Source organism: Burkholderia sp. Bp8986, assembly GCF_003854225.1.
GTDB lineage: Bacteria > Pseudomonadota > Gammaproteobacteria > Burkholderiales > Burkholderiaceae > Burkholderia.
In genome coordinates, this window is sequence record NZ_QTQM01000014.1 from 115,061 (window position 1) to 134,703 (window position 19,643).

Here is a 19,643-nt window from a genome sequence, read left to right on the forward strand (position 1 = left end):
GTATAGAATTTCTTTACACGAAGCCGGGTTTTCCCCAGTCCCGTTCATTTTTTCAGCGGGGCAAGCTGCGCGCCCAACGCCTTGCCGACCGCCATGAACACGCGTTTCCTCGAAACCTTCGTCACGCTCGCGAAGCTGCGCAACTTCCGCACGACGGCCGCCGCGCTGCATGCGACGCCGGCCGCGATCTCGCAGCGCCTGAAGGCGCTCGAGGACGAATTGCAGACCGTGCTCGTCGATCGCGACAGCCGCGAATTCCGGCTCACGCCGAACGGCGAGTACCTGCTCGGCTATGCGAAGGCCGTCGTCGAGGCGACGCACGAGCTGCAGGCCGCCGCGGCCGGCGAAAGCGCGCTGCGCGGCAAGTTGCGGCTCGGCGTGATCGAGACGGTCGTGCACAGCTGGCTGCCGCATTACCTGCGCCGCCTCGCCGCCGACTATCCGCAACTGGAGATCGACCTGACCGTCGACGTCAGCGTCGTGCTGCAGCGCCGGCTGATGGCCGGCGAACTGGACCTGATCATTCGCGTGGAGGGAAGCGACGAGGCGTCGGTCGTCTGTGACGCGCTCGCGAACTATCCGGTGCGCTGGATCGCGCGCGCGGGGCTGCTGCCGACTGCGCGCACCGGCCTCGCGCGGCAGGTGCTGCGCCAGCCGATCCTGACCTACGGGCGCGGTACCGCGCCGCACCGCGCGCTCGAGGACATCGTGCGCACGCTCGCGCACGCGCATGGCGTGCCGCTGTCGGAGACGCGCATCACCGGCTCGCCGTCGATCTCGGTGATCGTGCAGCTCGTGCGCGACGGCTTCGGCGTCGCCGCGATTCCGGTGCTGTTCGTGGATGCGCTGATCGCGAGCGGCGAGGTCGTCGAGCTGCCGCTGCAGCCGTCGCCGCCGTCGATCGTCGTGTCGATGTCACGGCGGGCGGACGCGCCGAAGTTCGTGCATGGCGCGTCGATCGCGGCACGCGCCGCGTGTCACGAGTATTGCGAGAAGAGCAACCGGCTGCTGGTCGAGGCGCTTTGATGTCGTGTGGCGATGCCGGGCGGATCACGCACGGCGCCTGAATCGCCCGTTCGGCGATCGGCTTACGCCGGCTGCCGCGCATGCGGCTGCGCGAGCTTGCCGTCGCCGTACTCGCGCAGCACCTGCGAGATCACCACGCGATAGCCGTCCAGCCAGCGCGCCTGCTTCGCCTTCGCTTCCAGATGCGCGGGATGCTGCATCAACTGCCGCAGCGCCGCCTCCGATTCCCAGTAGTAGACGTTCTGGATCAGCCCCGCCTCGGCGTTCTCCCACGTCTCCTCGCCGAGGTAGCCGGGCGTCGCGCGCGCCATGTCGGCGATCTGCCGGTCGAGGCGGTGGAATTCGTCGTCGTATTGCCCTGCGCGGAAAATGAAGGTCGATGCGTACATGCGCGCCCCATCGGAGACGGTTGAAAGAGCGCCAAGTGTAAGGCACGCGCGGCGTGCCGCCGGTGTCACGCGGTGAGCGCGATGGAAGCGTGCCGATCGTCGAGCCACGCATCGATGCGCGGGGCGTCGGTGCGCGTGCCCGCCGTGGCGGCCGGCATGGCGGCGAGTGCGCGCCCCGCACGTTCGAGTGCCTGCGCAAAGCCGCGCAATTCGGCCGTCGCCGGCCGGTCGTCAAGACGACGGCGTGCGAGCGCCGCCTCGATACGTGCGTCGATCAACGCGCGCTGCGCGTCGATGAAATCGATGCACAACGCGCGGCAATGTGCGGACACCGATGCGACCGCCAGCAGCACCGGCACGATCGACATCGTCAGGTAACCGCCGGGCGCAAGCCGCGCCAACGCCACGCGCACCTGCGGTCCGCCGTCGATCAGCGATGCGAACACCGCGTCACGCCATACCGCACGCTCGAACGCGAGCGCATCGCGAAACGTGTCGAGCGCCGCGCGGTCCGCGACCTGCCCTGCCGTCACGAGCGGCAGCGCCGACGCCATATCGACGGAAGCCGTGCCGCCGTCCGCGCCGACGATGCAATTCGCACCGAGCCACGCCGTCTCGTCGCGCCGCCCGGCGAGCACGCGGGATTGCAGGCGGTCCGGGAGCATCGGATCGAGCGGCACGGCGCCGCAGATCGAAGGCTTGTCCGCATGCACGCTGCAGCGGCCGTCGTCGGCCAATGCAGGACAGCGCCCGAGCGACGGATAGTCGTAGCCCTGAAGCGTCAGCGCAATCCATTCGTCGTTCGCGCCGCGTGCGCGGTGGAACAACGCGTTCGCGAGCGCATCGCAGGCGGCAATGTCGTCCGCGTCGAGCGCATGCTCGCGTCCGCCCGCGCGCGCTCGTTCACCGATGCGCCGCTTCGGCACACGATGGATCGTCAGCGCGCCGACGAAGCGGTGCCGATGCCGGAACAGTTCGCGCAACGACAGCGTCGGCGCGCTGTTGCAGCAGCGGCCGCACGCATTGCACGCGAGGCGGTAGTCGTCTACCACGGCCGCCGCACCGAGTCCTGATAGCGCGTCAGGATGAAATGCGCGACGTCGTGCGAGTGATACGCGGCGACGAGCTGCGCGACCCACGGCTTCGTGCGGTCGGCGTCGCGCACGGTCAGCACGTTCGCATACGGCGAGCGCGCATCCTCGAGATTGATGCTGTCGCGCGCCGGCTGCAGCCCCGCGCGCGCGGCGTCCTCGTAGTCGATCGCGACGAACGCGGCCGAGTCGAGCGCCGCATGCAGCCGGTCGCGGCGCAGCGCGACGAGCTTCAGCGCGAGCCGGTTGCCCGTCACGTCGCGCAGCGTCGCATGCAGGCCGGCCTGGTCGCGCAGCGTCACCAGCGTGTCGTTCTGCAGCAGCACGAGCGCGCGAGCCATCCCGCGCGGATCGGCCGGGATCGCGACCGTCGCGCCGGGCTGCAGTTCGTTCAGACTCCTGATCTTGCGCGAATAGAGCGCCATCGGCAGCGTGACGGTCGGCGCGACGGCGTTCAGTGCATGACCTTTCGCCGTGCGCGTCGCGGCAAGGCGCTGCGCGTCCTCGAAGCTCGCCGCGTCGATCCTGCCGTCGGCGAGCGCGGTATCGATGCGCGACGCGTCGTCGAATTCGACGACGTCGACATTCAGCCCGCGCGTGGCGGCGACACGCTTCACCTCGTCCAGGATGTCCGCATGCACGCCGCGCGTCACGCCGACGCGGATCGTCGACGTGACGGTTTCGGCCGCAACGATCCAGCCCGAATGGGCGACACCGCATGCAACGATCAGCGACGCGGCAACGCAATGCATCACCCGCTTCATGACGCATCCCTCAGAATCGTGCGGAACCCGATATGCGATGCACCGAGATCCGCTTCCTGCTGTTCGCGCGACGACGCGCGATAGCGCACGCAGTAATCGCGCGAGCACAGGAACGAGCCGCCCTTGATCACCATCGGCGTGTCGTGCCGGCGCGTCGGCGGTGCGACGGCCGCCGTGTCGCCGTTCATGTGCGACTGATGCGGGCCCGTGTACGTGTCCTTCGTCCATTCCCATGCGTTGCCGATCATGTCGTACAGATGGAAACCGTTCGCCGCATAACAGCCGACCGGTGCGAGGCCCGCGTGGCCGTCCTCGGCGGTATCGAGCACCGGGAACGCGCCCTGCCAGTAGTTCGCGGCCGGCTTGCCCTGCGCGTCGCGCGGCGCCGCATCGAGCGACGCGTCGTCGCGACCGGCCTTGCCCGCGTATTCCCATTCGGCTTCGGTCGGCAGATCGCGGCCGAGCCAGCGCGCATACGCGAGCGCGTCGCGCTGCGTGACGAGCGTGACGGGCAGGTTGCCGAGCCCGTCGACGCTGCTGCCGGGGCCGCGCGGCTGCCGCCACGATGCGCCCTTCACCCAGGTCCACCATGCGAGGTCGCGCGCGTTCAGCTCGTCGCGCGTCGGCACGTGAAACACGGCCGCGCCGCCCTGCTGCTCGGCCTCGGTCACGTAGCCGGTCGCCTGCACGAACGCGGCGAACTGCGCGATCGTCACGTCGGTCTGGTCGATCCAGAAGCCGCCGACGCGCGTCTTGCCGTCGCCCGCCGGACGCTCGTCCGCATAGCCGCGTGTGCTGCCGAACACGAACGCGCCGCCGCTCAGGTGCACCATCCCGGCCTTCGGGTCGTCGCGCCACTTCGCGGGCAGGCCCGAGTAGCGCTCGCACTGCCGCTCCGAGCCGAGCGGCACGAGCGAGCGGCCGCGATTCGCGTCGTCGAAGGCGCCGGCGGGCGACGCCGACGGGCTCGCGTAGCCGACGGCGAACGCAGCCGCGAACAGCGTGGCCGCGAGCGCCGCGCCGAGTGTCCGGAAGCGGAACCGCATCGCGCCGTCCTCAGTAGTAGCCGCGCGGACGCAGCGGTTCCACCCCGCCGACGTTGCTCATGTACGTCTTCCACTGATCGACGAGCGTGCTGATCACCGACGGGTTCTGCGCCGACACGTCGGTCGTCTCGCCGCGATCCGCTGCAAGGTCGTACAGCTGCCAGTGGCCATCGAGCGGCCCGAGCGGCGGCTCGGTCCACAACGCCTTCCAGCGGCCGTCGGCGCTGCGCAGGTATGCGCGGCCGTACGCTTCGTCGCCGAACGGCGTGGTATGCACCTCGCCCGTCGCCGAGCCGGTGAGCACCGGCAGCAGCGACTGGCCCGTCGGCGGATAGACGTAGCGGTTGTTGTAGACGACCTTGCCCTTGTTCTGGTCGACGCCCGTCAGCGTGTTCACGAGCGGCGGCGCCGGTTGCGACGGCGGCGTGACGCCCGCGACCGCGAGGAAGGTCGCCGTGTTGTCGGTCACGTGCGTGAACGCGCGCAGCGTCGGCAACTGGCGTGTCTGCCCCGGCAGCCGCACGATCGTCGGCGTCGACACGCCGCCTTCGGCCGAATAACCCTTCGTGAGCCGGAACGGCGTCGCGCTCACTTCGGCCCAGCGCAGCCCGTACTGCAGCCGTTGCGCGTTCTGCTTGCCGTTGTCGGTGCCGAGCGTCGAATAGACCGGCTCCTGCCCGTTCGCGGTGTCGGTCGCCGTCGGGTCCGCGCCGGAGTCGATCGGCCAGCCTTCCGCGCCGTTGTCCGACTGGAACATGATGAACGTGTTGTCGTATTCGCCGATGTCCTTCAGGTGCTGGATCAGGAGGCCGATGTTGTAGTCGAGATTCTCGACCATCCCCGCATAGATCTCCATGTAGCGCGCCTGCGCGCGGCGCTCGGCCGGGCTCAGGCTCGCCCACAGCTTGTCGACCTTGCCGGTGCCGTAGTCGCTGTAGCCGTCGGCAGCCGAATGCACGGCGCTGATGTACTTCGCGTTCGCGGTGCCGTTGTTCGCCGTCGCCGGCGACGCGGCCGTCGTTTCGGGCAGGCCGTCGAACGGCTTGAAGTCGGCGGGGATCAGGCCGAGCGCCTTCTGCCGCGCGATCCGCGCGTTGCGGATCGCATCGTAGCCGGCGTCGTATACGCCCGCGTACTTGTGCAGCCACGGGTCCGGCACCTGCAGCGGCCAGTGCGGCGACGTGTAGGCCGCGTACGCGAAGAACGGCTTGCCGTCCTGCTTGTTCGCATCGATGTACGAGATCAGCTTCTGCGTATAGAAGTCGGTCGAGTAGAACACGGCCGGATTGCCGCCCGCGCCGCCCGGCTGTCCGGGCTGGCCCGGCTGCACGTAGCTGCCGTCTTCCGTGTAGTTCGACGAGCCGGCCGGCTCGTGCGCGAAATGGTTCGTCGCCGCGCCGCCGAGCAGCACGTAGCTGCGCTCGAAACCCCACTGGTCGGGCGTCTGTCCGCTGCCCGTCGCACTGCCGACGATCCCCGAGCCGATGTGCCACTTGCCCGCGATGTACGTGTGATAGCCGGCGTCCTTCAGTAGTTGTGCGAACGACAGCGCGCGATCGTTCAGGTAGCCCTCGTAGCCGGGCAGCCCGCGCCGCTCGTCGGTCGGCACGCCCATCGTGCCTTCGCCGACGAGGTGGTGGTCGGTGCCGGAAATCAGCATCGCGCGCGTGATCGCGCAGACGGTGCCCGTGTGGTGGTTCGACAGGATGCGGCCCGACGCGACGAGCGCGTCGAGGTTCGGCGTGTTGATCTCGCCGCCGAATGCATGGATGTCGGAGTAGCCGAGATCGTCGGCCATGATGTACAGGATGTTCGGGCGCTTCGCGGCCTGCGGCGGTGTCGCGGCCGACTGCGACGGCGCATCGCTGTCGACGCCCCCGCACGATGCGAGCGACAACGCGCCGGCAATCGCGGCGCAGACGACACGGAAACGGAAGGCATGCAACGGCGACGCGGACTTTTTCATTTTGTCGAACGCTCGATTACGGATCGGCGATCTTAGCGGCGCCCGCGCGGCGCCCAAAGTCGGATTCGTCACATGCTAACGGGAAGCAGGAATATGCACGCCGTCCGTTGATCGACGACTCGCGCCGTCATGCACGCGTTGCGTCAGTTGCGTCCGCCGAGGGTACCGCCGCCGTCCACCGCGAGCGCGTTGATCGTCACGCCGTGTCCGGCGAGTTCCAGCGCCCACGTGCGCGTGCAACCGACGAGCGCGCTCGCGCGCGGCGCATGCACGACCCGCACCGATTGTCCGTCAGGCGCAGAAAACGCGTGTGGTCGCCGTCGTCCGCGTCTTCCGCGTCGCCCGATCCTGCGTCGTCGCTACGTAGCGTGAACGCTGCGCCGCGGCACGCGCTCGCCGTCGGCGTCGTCCGACGCCAGCATGCGCGGAATCTCGTCGACGAGCGCATCGATGACGACGCGCACCTTCGACGGCACGTTGCGCGACGCCGGCCGCACCGCGAACACTTCGGCGCCCGACACGCTGTCGCTGTCCATCACGAGCGCGAGACGGCCGTCGCGCACGTACGGCGCCATCAGCCAGCACGGCAGCCACGCGAGGCCCGCGCCGGCTGCGGCCGCGTCCGCGATCGCCAGCAGGTCGTCGAACCGCAGGCGGCCGGCCGGGCGATGGTCGTGCACCGCGCCGTCCGGGCCGATGATCCGCCACGGCGTCGGCTGCCCGCCGCGCGAATACGCGATGCCGACGTGCGACGCGAGCTCGTCGGATCCCGTCGGCCGGCCGTGACGTTCGAGATACGCCGGCGATGCGCAAATGCCCATCCTCTGTACGCCAAGCCGCCGCCCGACGAGCGTGCTCGTATCCGCAAGCTCGCCGATGCGCACCGCGATGTCGAAGCCATCGTTGACCAGGTCGGCCAGGCGATCGCTGAACGACACGTCGATTTCAAGCCGCGGATAACGCTCGATGATGCGCCGCACGACGGGCGCCACGCATTGCCGGCCGAACAGCACGGGCACGCTGATCCGCACGCGCCCGGCCGGCTCGCGCCGGCCCGAGTCGAGCGCGGCCTCCGTCTCGCCGAGTTCCGCCAGCAACCGCCGGCACTGCTCGTAATAGACGAGCCCTTCGTCGGTCAAGCCGAGCTGGCGCGTCGTGCGCTGCAAGAGCCGCGCGCCGAGCCGTTGTTCGAGACGCGCGACGATCTTCGCCACGGCCGAGCGCGTCATGCCGAGGCGCAGCGCCGCCGCGGCGAAGCTGCCCGACTCCACGACGTCGACAAATTCGGCGATGCCTCTCAGCCGCTCGTCCATGCAGTTCCACTCCGATGGAGGACAGGTTTGTATCCGAGTCGGCGACAATCATTGGCCGAATAATCGCCAATGCGTCCCGCTACGCAACACTATGATAGTCCGGTCTATCTCGAAAAAGGAGTCGACATGCACGCATGGCAAATCAGACCGGGGGACGGCATCGCCGCGCTCCGGCGCATCGACGCGACGCGTCGCCCCGTCGGGCCGACCGACGTCGTCGTGAAAATCCACTCGGCAGGACTGAACTACCGCGACCTGATGTTCGCGCGCGGCGACTATCTAGGCATCGGCAAGGACGCGCTGATTCCTGTCGCCGACGGCGCCGGCGAGGTCGTCGAAACCGGCCGCGACGTCACGCGCTTCAAGCCGGGCGATCGTGTGATCAACACGTACTTCCCGCGCTGGATCGACGGGCCGCCCACGCCGCAGAAAGTCTCCGGTTCGCCCGGCGCGCAATTCGACGGCGTGCTCGCCGAGCACTTCGTGTCCGACGAAGCGGCGCTGGTCGCGATTCCCGCGCATCTCGACTACGACGAAGCGGCGACGCTGTCGTGCGCGGGCATCACCGCATGGAACGCGCTGTTCGCCGACGGCGGCGCGGGGCCGGGCTCGACCGTCGTGCTGCTCGGCACGGGCGGCGTCTCGATCGTCGCACTGCAGCTCGCGCACGCGGCGGGCGTGCGCACGATCGTCACGTCGTCGAGCGACGCGAAACTCGAACGCGCCCGCGCACTCGGTGCGGACGCGACGATCAACTATCGCGCGACGCCCGAGTGGCAGCACGAAGTGCTGCGGCTCACCGGCGGTGCGGGCGCGGATCTCGTTCTGGAAGTCGGCGGACACGACACGCTGCCGCGCTCGGTCGCCGCGACGAGGCTGGGCGGCATCGTGTCGGTGATCGGCGGCGTCAGCGGGTTCGGCGGCCCCGAACTCGGGCTGCTGTCGCTGATCGGCGGCATTCGGAAACTGCACGGGATCATGGTCGGCAGCCGCGCGATGCTCGACGACGTCGTGCGGCTCGTCGATGCGAAGCGGATCAGGCCGGTGGTCGATCGCGTGTTCGGCTTCGACGAGGCGCCGCAAGCGTATGCGTACCTGCAGTCGGGCCAGCATTTCGGCAAGGTCGTGATTCGCGTCGCTTCGTAGTGGATGAAGGCGGCCGCTGCCGCCTTCTTTCCCGCACACCCGGAACCCGTGCCGGATCCCCGTACGCCCCCGGATCGCCGGCTTCGCGACGCCGGTCGTCGCGTCGTCGCGTCGTCGCGTTGTCGCGCACCGTCGTGTACACGTATCGCGCGCCGACGAACGACGCAGGCATGAACCGAACTTTGCCGTTCACTTCGACGTTCCGATACCTGATCGACGTTACCGTCGCGCCGTTCGTCGAACGGACGCGGCATGCGCCGCGCGTCAGATCTTCGCGGTCAGCGTGATCCCGACCGTGCGCGGATCGCCGTACAGCACCGGATACGCGCCATACGACGGCAGCAGCTCGAGCTTCTTGTAAACCTTGTTCGTCAGGTTCGTCACGTAGCCCGTCACGATGTATTTCTGGTTCGGCGTCGTGTACGACACATGCGCGTTCAGCACCGTATAGCCGCCTTGCCAGAGCTGCGGCATCGTCTGCCGCGTCGCGCTGAAGTATTCGCGGCTGCGGTAGTTCACGTCGCCCCCGGCCGTCAACGTGCCGAACGACACCGGCACGCGATAGTCGAAGCCCGCATTCAGCGTCGTATGCGGCGAACGCGCGAACGAGTTGCCGACGGCCGTCGGCACGTAGCGGAACTCCGTGAAGCGCGTGTTCAGCATCCCGAGGTTCGCGAACAGGTACAGGCTGTTGACGGGCTGCGCCTTCAGCTCGAGCTCGAAGCCGTCCGCGCGCCCCTGCCCCGCATTCGACAACGTCGACACCGGCGGCCCGCCGAACGGGTTCGGCGCGAGCGCGAATACCTGGATGTCGCGATAGTCGTAGTGGAACACGCTCGCGTTGACGATCAGCCGCTTGTCGAACCACTCGCTCTTGATGCCGATCTCGTAGTCGGTCAGGTACTCCGGCGACACGGTGGACACCGTGCTCTGCGTATACGCGTTGCCGTTGTAGCCGCCCGAGCGGAAACCGCGTGCATAGCGGAAATACGCGCGCACGTTGTTGCTGAGCGCATATTCCGGCGTGAGATCCCAGGTCGGCGCACGCCACGTGTTCGTCTGGTTCTGCTGCGCGCTGACCGCGAGCGGCGACGACACCGACGACGGCGACCACCAGCTGTTCGGATCGCTGAACGTCACGTTACCCGTGCCCTGCAGCCCCGTCAGATTGATGGTCTTGCGCTCGATCGTGTAACGCAGCCCGCCCGTCACGTTGAAACGGTCGGTGAAGCGGTACTTGACGCTGCCGAAGATCGCCGCGCTCTGCGTGTGCTGCGTGAGGTCGGTCTGGTGGTAGAACGCGGGCGACGGCGCGCCCGGCAGGCCGCCGCCGGCGCCCTGCTCGGCCAGTTGCTCGGTAAACAGGTGCGTGCCGACCAGCCAGCTCAGCCGCTCGCTCTGCGGCGATTCGAGCCGGAACTCCTGCGAGAACTGGCGGCTCGACAGGCGGTCATGCGAGCGTGCCGCATCGAACGGCGAATAGTCCTCGTCGTCCTGATACCAGCGGTGCAGCCCTTCGAACGCCGTGATCGACGTCAGCGACACCGCCGGGTTGATGCGCCAGTGCGCGGTGAGCGACGTACCCCAAGTCGAGATGTGATCGCTCGACGGCGCATTGAGCGACACCGTGTACGGATCGGTCGACCCGACGAAGCCGAACTGGTTCGCGCCGCCGCGACCCGCGCCCTCCGCGTGCCATGCATCGCCGCCGCCCGTGTAGTTGCGGCCGTGGATGTTGAACAGGAAATCGGTGTCGGACGTCGGCACGGCCAGCACCTGGAAGCGCACCGCGTTGTCGTGGAAGCCGCCGAAGCGCCCTTGCTGCACGGTGTTCGTGTAAAAACTGTCGGCATTCTCGTGATACACCGACACGCGCGCGGCCAGCACGTCGTTCTTGCCGATCGGACCGCCGATCGCGGCTTCCGCGAGCCGGCTGTTGTACTGGCCGAGGCCGAGCTTGCCGTAGCCGCTCACGTCGAAGGTCGGCTTCTGCGACGTGATGCTGAGCGCGCCGCCGACGGTATTCTTGCCCCACAGCGTGCCCTGCGGCCCGCGCAGCACCTCGATGCGATCGAGGTCGAACAGCGGAAAGCCCTGCCCGAACACGCTGTTGATGTATACGTCGTCGAAGTACACGCCGATCGGGCTCAGCGACAGGTCCGAAGGATCGTTGCTGCCGACGCCGCGCAGGAACCAGCGCGGCCGTTCGCGGCCCTCGGTCGATTGTCCGTTGAAGTTCGGCACGTACTTCGTCACGTCGTTGATCACGCGCAACTCGTTGTTCTTGATCGCGTCGCCGCTCAGCGCACTCACCGCGACCGGCACGTCCTGAATGCGCTCCTTGCGCCGGCGCGCGGTCACGGTCACCGTGCCGAGATTCGCTTCGCGTACGGTCGACCCGCGATTCGCGCCGGTGGTCTTCGGCGCTGCCGCGGTCGCGTCGTCCGACGCCTGTTGCGCCGGCTTCGCGTCCGGCGCCCCCGCGGTCGCCGCGCCATCCTCTGCCCATACGGGCAACGATACGGTGCCGCCCGTCAGCAGTCCCCCCAGCGCGGTGACGATTAGTTTTTTCCTGAACATCGATGAGTCATCCTGTTTGATCGGTTGAACGCACGTGCGTGCGCGACGCACGGGTTCTGTATTGCAATTCGGATGCCAGCATCGAGAAGCCCGTCGCACGGGGCTGCCGGCACGCGCACGGTTTCGGCGTTGCTGCATACGCATCTGTGGAAGAAAGCAAACTGCTGGTCTCGCAACACCGGCAGCCAAGATCGTCAGGACAGCTTGGCAGGCAGCGGCTGCGCCGCACCGCGACGGCTCCCGGCGAACCGCAGCGCGAACGCCACCAGCACGACCACCGGCAGCCAGCACAGAAACACGGCCTGCAACCCGACGACCGGCACGAGCGCACTGCCGGCCAGCGGGCCGCAGAACGCGCCGGCCATCGACGCGAGGTTGTACAGGCTCGACACCTGGCTCTTGTCGGCCGGGTGGCGGCCCAGATGCTGCATGTTGACGAGATGCAGCAGCGATGACCCGGCGCACAGCGCGGCGAGCCCTGCGCCGACGATCCACGCGTCGCGCGCGAGGCCGAGCGCGAGCAGCCCGGCGATGCCGCCTGCGAGACCGAGCGCATGGCAACGGCGCCCGGCCATCCGCTGGGCGACATTGCCGAGCCCGAACAACGCGATCACCGCAACGGCACCCTGCAAGGTGAGCAGCGCGACGGCGCGCGTCTGCGACAGTCCGAGCGACTGAATCGCGAGCACCACCGTATACGTGCCGACGAGCGAGCGTGTCGCGCTGTTCACGGCCTCCAGCACGAGCTGTTCGCGCACGTCGTGGCTCCACGCGAGCGCGAGCAGCGCGCGCAGCGTGCCCGTTTCATGCCGTGCGCGGCGCGGCGGCTGCTCGGCGTCGCCAAGCAGCATCCGGCTGAACAACGCCATGCCCGCGAAGCTCGCCGACGCCGCGCAGAACGTCGCGACCGCGCCGTGCGCGCCGATCAGCCAGCTCGCGAGCCACGGCCCCGCCATGCCGGTTCCGACCGACATGGCCGCGCGATACCAGCCCGCGCGCGCGAGGCCGATCTGCGCGAGACGCGCAAGGAATACGCCGTTGATCGACACGATCCGGAACGGGATGCACAGCCCGATCAGCCCCTGCGTGAGCGCGATCAGCGGCCACGCGCCGGTCAACGGCACGACGAGATTGAGCAGCATCGGCCCCATGCTCGCGGCGAAGTACACGCGCCGCGCGCCGTAGCGCGCGACGAGCAACCCGGCAGGCAGGGTCATCAGTGCAATGCCGAGGGGCTCCATCGCGGCGATGACGCCGAGCCGCGCGCTGTCGACGCCGAGTGCCAGCGCATACAACGTCGTCGCGAGCTGCGCCATGCTGATCGTCGTGCCGCTCGCGAGCGCGAGCAGCATGAAGCCGCCGGTGAAGCGCTCGCGCCGCCATGCGCCGGCGACGCGTGCCGGCACGCTCACCGCGCGGGGTCGCGAAACGATGCCGCGATGCCGTCGAGCGCACGCCGGTCGATCCACGCGTGCACGTCGAAGTCGGCGGGCAGGAACCGCCAGTCGACCAGGAAACGCTTGAAATCGTCGAGCGCGGCGATCGATGCTTCGTCGAGATCCGTGCGCAGCCGCCGGTGGACGTCCGCGCCATAAGCCAGCCGCAGCCAGTCGTGGCCCGACCCCGTCTCGCGGCCGAGATAGCCGAGCACTTCCTCTTCGTGCTCGCGCGCCCAGCCCTCGACATCGGTCACGCGCGCGAGGAAGCGGCTGACGATGTCGGGATGGCGCTCGAGCGTCGCTGCGTTGACGGTCAGCGGCCGCGGCGAGCCGTTGTTGATGCGGATCTGCGGATCGGGATGAAAGCCGATGTCGACGACCGCCTGCGCGCCGATCAGGTGCGCGGTTTCGAGCCCGAGCGAGCCTTTCACGTAGATCGCATCGACCTCGCCGCGCACCAGCGCGGCCGCTTCGGCTGCATAGAGCCGCCGGCTCGACAGGCTCGCCGGATGGCTGAATGCCGCGTCGCGGGTCGCGGGGGTCGACACCGGCGCGCGCAGGTTCGACGCCGGTACGTCGATCCATTCGACGTCGCCGGGGCCGAGCCCGTCGAGCGACAGCGCACTGACGAAGCCGCGCAGCGCCGCCGCGCGGAAGATGTCGATGCGCTCGCCGTCGCGGCGCGGCAGGCCGATGCGGCGCCCGCGCAGGTCTTTCGGCCGCGTCAGGCCGGCTTCCGGCAGCGCGACGATCGCCTGGGCCTCGTCGACCCAGGTCAGCGCGACCACACGCGTGTCGGCGCCGGACGCGCGAGCCCACAGCGCGGGAATGCTGCCGCCCTGCCGGAACGCGTTGTCGAGCGAATGATCGACGTGCGCGTGATGCAGCGCCGCGTGCTGGCTTTCCTGCAATGCGCGTACGGTGATGCCGTCGCCGGCGAATTCGCTGTCGAGCCAGCCGAGATGCGCGGCAATGCCGAGCGGCGTCGGTACCGGACAGCGCGTGTACCAGATCGACTGGACGTTGTGTGAAGCCGTGGTGCTCATGGATGCGTTCGCAAAGGAAGTCTTGAAAGGCGCGTCAGCCGCGCGGCGCGGTGAGCACCGACAGCCGCGTGATGCCCGCGTGCTCGATCGCGGCCATCAGCTTCGCGACGGTGCCGTACGGCACGTGCTCGTCGGCCTGCAGGTCGAGCGCGACGTCGGGGCGGCCGGCCTTCAGCGCGGCCAGCTCGGCCGGCACCGTGTCGAGCGCGACCGCGCGCTTGTCGAGATACACGATGCCCTTGGCGTCGACGCTCACGGTGACGTTCGGCTTGCGGTCGGCCGGCGCGGTAGCGACGGTATTCGGGAGATTCACGTGCACCGCGTTGTTGAGCAGCGGCGCGGTGACGATGAAGGCGACGAGCAGCACGAGCATCACGTCGACGAGCGGCGTGATGTTGATTTCGCTGAGCACGTCGTCGTTGTCGGAAGAGGACGAGAAGGCCATTATGCGAACGCCTCCTGGCGGGTGTCGTCGGAACGGCGTGCCGGCGCGGCGGCAGGCGCGGCGGCCGGCACGCGGAAGCCGGCCTTCTGCGCGAGCGTGACGAAGTCGGTCGCGAACGCATCGAGGTCGGCCGACGCGGCCTTCACGCGACGCACGAAGAAGTTGTACGCGAGCACGGCCGGCACGGCGACCGCGATGCCGATCCCGGTCGCGACGAGCGCCTCGCCGATCGGCCCGGCAACGACGTCGATGCTCGCCGACGCGCTGTGCGTGATCGCGGTCAGCGCATGGATGATGCCGAACACGGTGCCGAACAGGCCGACGAACGGCGCGGTGCTGCCGATCGACGCGAGCACCGCGAGCCCCGCTTCCTCGCGTCGGCGCGCATTGTGGATCTGCTGGCGCAGATGGCGTTCGAGCAGGTCGTGGCGGCTCCAGCTGTGTTCCAGATCGTGCGCGCTGCTCTCGTCGGCACGCCGCAGCGCGTCGAAGCCCGTCGCGGCGAGTTCGCCGACCGGGCTGTTCGCCCCGTCGAGCGCGGCCGCGTCGTGGAAGCTGTTCGCCGCCCAGAATGCACTGACGTAACGCCGGTTGCGCGCGCTCGACCGCAGGCTCTGGATCGCCTTGACGACGATCAGCGTCCACGTGACGACGGAGAAGACGACGAGCAGCCAGAGCGCGCCCTGGACGATGAAGGTGGTCGGGATACCGGTCATGATGTGAGTTCCTAGAAAAATGTGGCGAGCCGCCCGGCGGGTCAGCCCAGCTTGAAATCGATCGGCACGTTGACCCAGCCGTCGACCGCTTCGTCGCCGCGCTTCGCGGGCACGAACGTCCAGCGCTTCACGGCGGCCACCGCCGCGTTGTCGAGCACGCGGCGGCCGCTGCTCGTGCGGACCTCGACGGAATCGGGCGTGCCGTTCGCGAGCACGTGCACGCGCAGCACGACGCGCCCTTCCCAGCCCTGGTCCTGCGCGAACGCCGGATAGTCGGGTGCCGGGTTGCGCAGGTATGCCGCGTCGCCGATCGGCGCGGATTCGCGCACGGGTGCGGCCGGCGCGGCGGAGACGGGCGCCGGGTTCGGGATGGCAGGCGCTGCGGCGACCTGTGCCGGTGCAGCAGTCGATGCTTCGCGCGCCACCTGTGGCACGAGCGCCGGAGCAGCCGCCTGATGCGCAACGGTCGCGCGCGGCTTCGGCGGGGTCGGCGCCTGCTTCAACGGCTTCGGCGGCACGACCGGCGGCGGCGGATGTGCGGCCTGTGGCAACGGTTCGGGCGGCCGCGTCAACTCGACCGTCATCGGCAGCGGCCTCGGCGGTTGCACGCGCGGCTCGGCGGGCGCACGCGCCGCCAATAGCGCGATGCCCGCGTGCAGCGCCGCGACGGCGAGCGCAATCGCGCCCGCACCGCGCCAGCCGCCCGGCTGCGCGGGCCGCACATCCTTGCGCGCAGGCGGCACCGCCGGCGGCAGCCGTATCGCAGGCACCGCAACCGCGGCGGCCGTGCGCGCCGCGTGCCGGCGCGCCGGCGGCACGCCGCATTCGATCAGCAGTCCTGTCATGTTCGGCTCCTTGCAATGACGCGCCGCGGCGCGCTACGCGACCCACGCATGGCGATGCCGGTCGATCTGCGTGAACGGCGCCGGATCGATCCATGCGCGCGCATCGAAATCGCGTTCGAGAAAGCCCCATTCGACGAGGAAATCCTTGAACGCGACCAGTCCGTCGATCGACGTCGGCGCGAGCCCCGTTTCCAGATGCCGGTGCACGTCCGCGCCGTACGCGTAGCGCACCCACTCGTCGGACGCGCGCGTTTCGCGGCCGATATAGGCGACCGTCTCCGCCGGATGGCGCGCGGCCCAGTCGCCCGCGCCGACCACGACCGACAGGAAGCGGCTCACGAGATCGGGGCGCGCATCGATCAATGCGCGATCGACGGTCAGCGTGCGCGGCGTTCCGTTGCCGATCCGCACCAGCGGATCGGGGTGCGCGCCGAGATCGATGACGACCTGCGCGTCGATCAGGTGCACGGTTTCGAGCCCTTCGACACCTTTCACGAACACCGCGTCGACCTCGCCGCGCACGAGTGCCGCGATCTCGAGCCCGTACTCGTGCGGGCCGCGCGTGAACGACGCAGGCCCGGTGCGGCGCTCGTGCGTGTCGGGCAGGTCGACCCATTCGGCGTCGCCGTGGCCGAGCCCTTCCAGTTCGAGCGCGCTCAGGAACCCCTTCAACGCGGCCGCGCGCCAGAAGTCGATGCTGATCGGATGGCGCGGCAACCCGAGCCGCCGGCCGCGCAGATCGCGCGCGGTGCGGATGCCGCGCTCGGGCAGCGTGACGATCGCCTGGAATTCGTTGGTCCACGACAGGCCGATCACGCGCGTATCGGCGCCGCGAGCCCGCGCCCACAGCGCGGGAATGTTGCCGCCCTGCCGGAACGAGTGCGGCAGGCTGTGATCGAAATGCGATTCGCGCTTGTCGGCGTCGGCCGTCTCCTGCAGCGAGTGCAGCGCGATGCCGTCCGGCCCGAACTCCTCGTCGAACCAGCCGCGATGCACGGCGATGCCGAGCGCGGTCGGCACCGGGCAGCGCGTGTACCAGAGTGCGTCGCAAGCCGTGGCCTGCGCAGCGAGTGTCGTCATGGTGAGTGTCCTTGTCGTTTGAATGTGCACGCCTGCCGCCGCGCTCAGGCGCCGGCCACGCGCAGCGCCGCCTGCGTGCCGCGTGCGTTCAGCGCGCCGTCGACGAGCGGCAGCACTTCCTCGCCCACGCGGTACGCCTCTTCCAGATGCGGGTTGCTCGCGAGGATGAACGTCGAGACGCCGATGTCGACGTATTCCGCCAGCCGCTCGGCTACCTGCTCGTGGCTGCCGACGATCACGCAACCGGGGCCGCCGCGGATCTGCGACATCCCGGCCCACAGGTTCGGGCCGACGATCAGGTCGTCGAAGTGCTGCGTGTTGCCCTGGTGCAGCGCGAACTGACGTTTCGCGCCGACCGATTCCGACTCGCCGCGCCCGCCGAAGCCGTTGTGCGTCGACGCACTCACGGTCGCGAACATCTGCCGCAGCTCGGCCCACGCCTGCTCCTCGGTCTCGCGCGCCAGGATGTCGATGCGCATGCCGAAGCGCAGGTCGCGCTCGGCGTTCTGGCGGTCGAGCGCGCGGCGCGCCGCATCGATCACCTCCTTCTGCTTCGCGAGCGGCTCGCCCCAGCTCAGGTGCACGTCGCCGTGCTTCGCGGCGACCGCGAGCGCGGCATCGCTCGCGCCGGCCAGATAGATCCGCGGCGGTGTCTGGCCGCTCAGCGGCGGCAGCAGCCCGCCGGCTTCGACGCGATAGAAGCGGCCGTCGAACGTGAACGGCGCGCCGGCCGCGACGCCCTTCACGACGTCGAGAAATTCGTCGGTGCGCGCATAGCGGCTGTCGTGATCGATAAAGTCCCCGTACGCGCGCTGGTCGGGACCGCCGCCGCCCGTGACGACGTTCCACTCGACGCGGCCGCGGCTGATCCGCTGCAGGCTCGCGGCCATCTGCGCCGCATAGACGGGATGCACGAAATGCGGCTGCAGCGCGATCAGCAGTCGCAGCCGGCGCGTCTCGCGCGCCAGCGCGGCCGCGACGACCCACGGCTCCTCGGTAAAGCGGAAGATCGGAATCAGCGCGCCGTGAAAGCCGACGATATCGGCCGCACGCGCGACTTGCGACAGGTAGTCGATGTAGCCGAAATCGTCGTCGTCGACTTTGGGCGCAACGCGCGATGCGCGCTGGCGGTTCCACTCGCCGCGCGTATGCAGGTCGTGTGCGCGCCGGCCGTCGCCGTGCATCGGCAGGCGCCACAGAAATTCAACAGCCATCGGGATTCTCCTTGTCGGCCCGTTCGGATTGCGTGCGGCACCGGCGTGCCGCGCGTATGCAGCGCTGTTAAGCACGCGGTGTGCCAACGCGCGCGCTCGCCGACCTGCGAAGCGACCGACGAGCGCGCGCGACGCCTTGCGGGCCGGGCGTCGGCGGCAAACGGCAGGAACGCGCCCGAGGTTCCCGGCATCGCGAACACGAGGCGGCGCGGTGCTGCTGCACCGGCCGCACCGGTGCTGCATGCGCAACAGCGCTCGATGCGACTGTTGCTCACGCAACAGGCGATGCGCGGGCCGACGCGCCACGCATCGCGCGCGATGCCCGCTGCGCTTGCCGCACGGCCGTTTCCGTTCACTGGCCCGGAACTTGCAACGTGGAACGGCCCGCGCGTGCGACACCGCGCCTCGACCACGCTTACCCAGACAGGGGAATCTCACACATGACAGACAGGCCCGATTCGTCATCGGACAAGCAGCAGACGTTCTGGTACGCCCGATCGCCGGTACCGACGCCGCTCGGCATCGCCGTGCATCTCGGCTGGCTCAACGGCGAGACGTCGGCCGACGGCGTCGCGATCCGCTCGCCGCGCGGCGCCACGCGGCACGACGTGTCGTCGATCAGCGACCACACGCTCGCGCAGTCGTTTCGCCAGGGCGGCAGCATCCCCGCGATGTGGGCGCGCTCGAACGACGCGAATACGCGCGTGATCGGGTTGTCGTGGGTCGACGAATCGCAGCTGATCCTCGCGCGCCCCGAGTCGGGCATCCGCTCCGTGAAGGCGTTGCGCGGGCGCCGGATCGCGATTCCGAGCCGCCCCGACGATCGCATCGACATCTTTCGCGCGTCGGCGCTGCGCGGCTTCGTCAATGCGCTGAGCCTCGACGGATTGACCACGCGCGACGTCGAACTCGTCGACGTGCGCGCACGCACGCTGCAGGCCGTCGGGCCGGCGCGCGCGGCGAACCTGTTCGCGTCGCCGCAAGGCTTCTCGAGCCGCGCGCTCTATGCGGCCGAAGCCGGCGCGCTGCTGCGCGGCGAAGTCGACGCGATCTACGTAAAAGGCTCGACGGGCCTCGAGATCGCGCAACTGATCGGCGCGCACGTCGTGATCGACATCGGCTTCCATCCGGAGCGCTCGATCCGCAACAACAACGGCACGCCGCGCCCGCTGACCGTCAACGCGGACGTGCTCGCGAACCATCCGGACATCGTCGCCGGCTTCCTGAAGCTCGTGGTCGCCGCCGGCGAGTGGGCGAGCGCGCATCCCGACGAAACCGCGCACTACGTGGCCGGCGAAACCGCGTCGTCGATCGACTGGGTGCGCGCCGCGTACGGCAACCAGCTGCACCGCCATCTCGGCGTCAATCTCGACGACGAATCGATCGCCGCGCTCGACGAGTTCAAGACGTTCCTGCATGCCCACGGCTTTCTGGAAGCGGACTTCGATGTCGCCGACTGGATCGACCCGCGCCCGCTTGCCGACGTGCTGCGGCCGTCGCTGCAGAAGCGCGCATGAGCCCCTTTACCGTTCACTGT

The 19,643-nt window shown here is 69.3% G+C and carries 17 protein-coding genes and 1 pseudogene; 3 read left to right on the forward strand and 15 right to left on the reverse strand.

Going from position 1 to position 19,643, the window contains the following annotated elements; all coding sequences use genetic code 11:
* Positions 1-93 precede the first annotated feature (93 nt).
* Complete coding sequence (locus DID99_RS15475; RefSeq protein WP_044847290.1) at positions 94-1,026, forward strand: LysR family transcriptional regulator; 933 nt, start codon at positions 94-96, stop codon at positions 1,024-1,026.
* Positions 1,027-1,088: 62 nt separating this feature from the next.
* Here DID99_RS15475 and DID99_RS15480 read toward each other — a convergent pair whose 3' ends face one another.
* From DID99_RS15480 to DID99_RS15510, 7 genes and pseudogenes are all read right to left on the reverse strand, one after another.
* The gene (locus DID99_RS15480; protein ID WP_044847291.1) at positions 1,089-1,415 is read right to left on the reverse strand and encodes an antibiotic biosynthesis monooxygenase; all 327 of its coding nucleotides are present in this window, start codon (positions 1,413-1,415) and stop codon (positions 1,089-1,091) included.
* A gap of 65 nt (positions 1,416-1,480) precedes the next feature.
* Positions 1,481-2,467: a YkgJ family cysteine cluster protein gene (locus DID99_RS15485; RefSeq protein ID WP_124667084.1), complete on the reverse strand. Its 987-nt coding sequence runs from the start codon at positions 2,465-2,467 to the stop codon at positions 1,481-1,483.
* Positions 2,461-3,270 (reverse strand): MetQ/NlpA family lipoprotein, encoded by an 810-nt coding sequence (locus DID99_RS15490; protein ID WP_124667085.1) that lies wholly within the window; start codon positions 3,268-3,270, stop codon positions 2,461-2,463. Before DID99_RS15490 ends, DID99_RS15485 begins: the two co-directional genes overlap by 7 nt.
* Positions 3,267-4,316: a formylglycine-generating enzyme family protein gene (locus DID99_RS15495; protein WP_124667086.1), complete on the reverse strand. Its 1,050-nt coding sequence runs from the start codon at positions 4,314-4,316 to the stop codon at positions 3,267-3,269. Before DID99_RS15495 ends, DID99_RS15490 begins: the two co-directional genes overlap by 4 nt.
* 10 nt (positions 4,317-4,326) lie before the next feature.
* A complete protein-coding gene (locus DID99_RS15500) occupies positions 4,327-6,282 on the reverse strand; it encodes an arylsulfatase (protein WP_124667087.1) in 1,956 nt (651 codons plus the stop codon).
* Positions 6,283-6,461: 179 nt separating this feature from the next.
* Positions 6,462-6,536: pseudogene (locus DID99_RS15505) on the reverse strand (short-chain dehydrogenase); the annotation flags it as partial.
* Positions 6,537-6,641: 105 nt separating this feature from the next.
* Entirely contained in the window at positions 6,642-7,595 is a 954-nt protein-coding gene (locus DID99_RS15510) for a LysR family transcriptional regulator (RefSeq protein ID WP_124667088.1), read from the reverse strand.
* A gap of 126 nt (positions 7,596-7,721) precedes the next feature.
* Between DID99_RS15510 and DID99_RS15515 the strand changes: the two genes are divergently transcribed.
* Positions 7,722-8,741, forward strand: coding sequence for an NAD(P)-dependent alcohol dehydrogenase (locus tag DID99_RS15515; protein ID WP_124667089.1), 1,020 nt, complete (start codon positions 7,722-7,724; stop codon positions 8,739-8,741).
* Between the two features lie 264 nt (positions 8,742-9,005).
* Here DID99_RS15515 and DID99_RS15520 read toward each other — a convergent pair whose 3' ends face one another.
* The 8 genes from DID99_RS15520 to DID99_RS15560 form a co-directional block, all read right to left on the reverse strand.
* Positions 9,006-11,321, reverse strand: a complete 2,316-nt coding sequence (locus DID99_RS15520; RefSeq protein WP_124667090.1) for a TonB-dependent receptor — start codon at positions 11,319-11,321, stop codon at positions 9,006-9,008.
* Positions 11,322-11,515: 194 nt separating this feature from the next.
* Entirely contained in the window at positions 11,516-12,727 is a 1,212-nt protein-coding gene (locus tag DID99_RS15530) for an MFS transporter (protein ID WP_260444582.1), read from the reverse strand.
* Positions 12,728-12,729: 2 nt separating this feature from the next.
* On the reverse strand, positions 12,730-13,806 hold the full coding sequence (locus DID99_RS15535; RefSeq protein WP_124667093.1) for an ABC transporter substrate-binding protein: 1,077 nt from the start codon (positions 13,804-13,806) through the stop codon (positions 12,730-12,732).
* A gap of 34 nt (positions 13,807-13,840) precedes the next feature.
* The gene (locus DID99_RS15540) at positions 13,841-14,251 is read right to left on the reverse strand and encodes a biopolymer transporter ExbD (protein WP_124521955.1); all 411 of its coding nucleotides are present in this window, start codon (positions 14,249-14,251) and stop codon (positions 13,841-13,843) included.
* Complete coding sequence (locus DID99_RS15545; protein WP_044847302.1) at positions 14,251-14,967, reverse strand: MotA/TolQ/ExbB proton channel family protein; 717 nt, start codon at positions 14,965-14,967, stop codon at positions 14,251-14,253. Before DID99_RS15545 ends, DID99_RS15540 begins: the two co-directional genes overlap by 1 nt.
* Positions 14,968-15,008: 41 nt before the next feature.
* The gene (locus DID99_RS15550; RefSeq protein WP_124667094.1) at positions 15,009-15,812 is read right to left on the reverse strand and encodes an energy transducer TonB; all 804 of its coding nucleotides are present in this window, start codon (positions 15,810-15,812) and stop codon (positions 15,009-15,011) included.
* A 33-nt stretch (positions 15,813-15,845) separates the two neighbouring features.
* The gene (locus tag DID99_RS15555) at positions 15,846-16,892 is read right to left on the reverse strand and encodes an ABC transporter substrate-binding protein (protein ID WP_044847304.1); all 1,047 of its coding nucleotides are present in this window, start codon (positions 16,890-16,892) and stop codon (positions 15,846-15,848) included.
* Positions 16,893-16,936: 44 nt separating this feature from the next.
* Positions 16,937-18,106, reverse strand: coding sequence for an LLM class flavin-dependent oxidoreductase (locus tag DID99_RS15560; RefSeq protein ID WP_124667095.1), 1,170 nt, complete (start codon positions 18,104-18,106; stop codon positions 16,937-16,939).
* Positions 18,107-18,546: 440 nt separating this feature from the next.
* Between DID99_RS15560 and DID99_RS15565 the strand changes: the two genes are divergently transcribed.
* Entirely contained in the window at positions 18,547-19,623 is a 1,077-nt protein-coding gene (locus tag DID99_RS15565) for an ABC transporter substrate-binding protein (RefSeq protein ID WP_044847306.1), read from the forward strand.
* Positions 19,624-19,643 lie beyond the last annotated feature (20 nt).

Coding starts and splice junctions, on each gene's coding strand:
- DID99_RS15475 (WP_044847290.1), top strand. CDS start 94: ATGAACACGCGTTTCCTCGAAACCTTCGTCACGCTCGCGAAGCTGCGC.
- DID99_RS15480 (WP_044847291.1), bottom strand. CDS start 1,415: ATGTACGCATCGACCTTCATTTTCCGCGCAGGGCAATACGACGACGAA.
- DID99_RS15490 (WP_124667085.1), bottom strand. CDS start 3,270: ATGAAGCGGGTGATGCATTGCGTTGCCGCGTCGCTGATCGTTGCATGC.
- DID99_RS15495 (WP_124667086.1), bottom strand. CDS start 4,316: ATGCGGTTCCGCTTCCGGACACTCGGCGCGGCGCTCGCGGCCACGCTG.
- DID99_RS15500 (WP_124667087.1), bottom strand. CDS start 6,282: ATGAAAAAGTCCGCGTCGCCGTTGCATGCCTTCCGTTTCCGTGTCGTC.
- DID99_RS15510 (WP_124667088.1), bottom strand. CDS start 7,595: ATGGACGAGCGGCTGAGAGGCATCGCCGAATTTGTCGACGTCGTGGAG.
- DID99_RS15515 (WP_124667089.1), top strand. CDS start 7,722: ATGCACGCATGGCAAATCAGACCGGGGGACGGCATCGCCGCGCTCCGG.
- DID99_RS15520 (WP_124667090.1), bottom strand. CDS start 11,321: ATGTTCAGGAAAAAACTAATCGTCACCGCGCTGGGGGGACTGCTGACG.
- DID99_RS15535 (WP_124667093.1), bottom strand. CDS start 13,806: ATGAGCACCACGGCTTCACACAACGTCCAGTCGATCTGGTACACGCGC.
- DID99_RS15540 (WP_124521955.1), bottom strand. CDS start 14,251: ATGGCCTTCTCGTCCTCTTCCGACAACGACGACGTGCTCAGCGAAATC.
- DID99_RS15545 (WP_044847302.1), bottom strand. CDS start 14,967: ATGACCGGTATCCCGACCACCTTCATCGTCCAGGGCGCGCTCTGGCTG.
- DID99_RS15550 (WP_124667094.1), bottom strand. CDS start 15,812: ATGACAGGACTGCTGATCGAATGCGGCGTGCCGCCGGCGCGCCGGCAC.
- DID99_RS15555 (WP_044847304.1), bottom strand. CDS start 16,892: ATGACGACACTCGCTGCGCAGGCCACGGCTTGCGACGCACTCTGGTAC.
- DID99_RS15560 (WP_124667095.1), bottom strand. CDS start 18,106: ATGGCTGTTGAATTTCTGTGGCGCCTGCCGATGCACGGCGACGGCCGG.
- DID99_RS15565 (WP_044847306.1), top strand. CDS start 18,547: ATGACAGACAGGCCCGATTCGTCATCGGACAAGCAGCAGACGTTCTGG.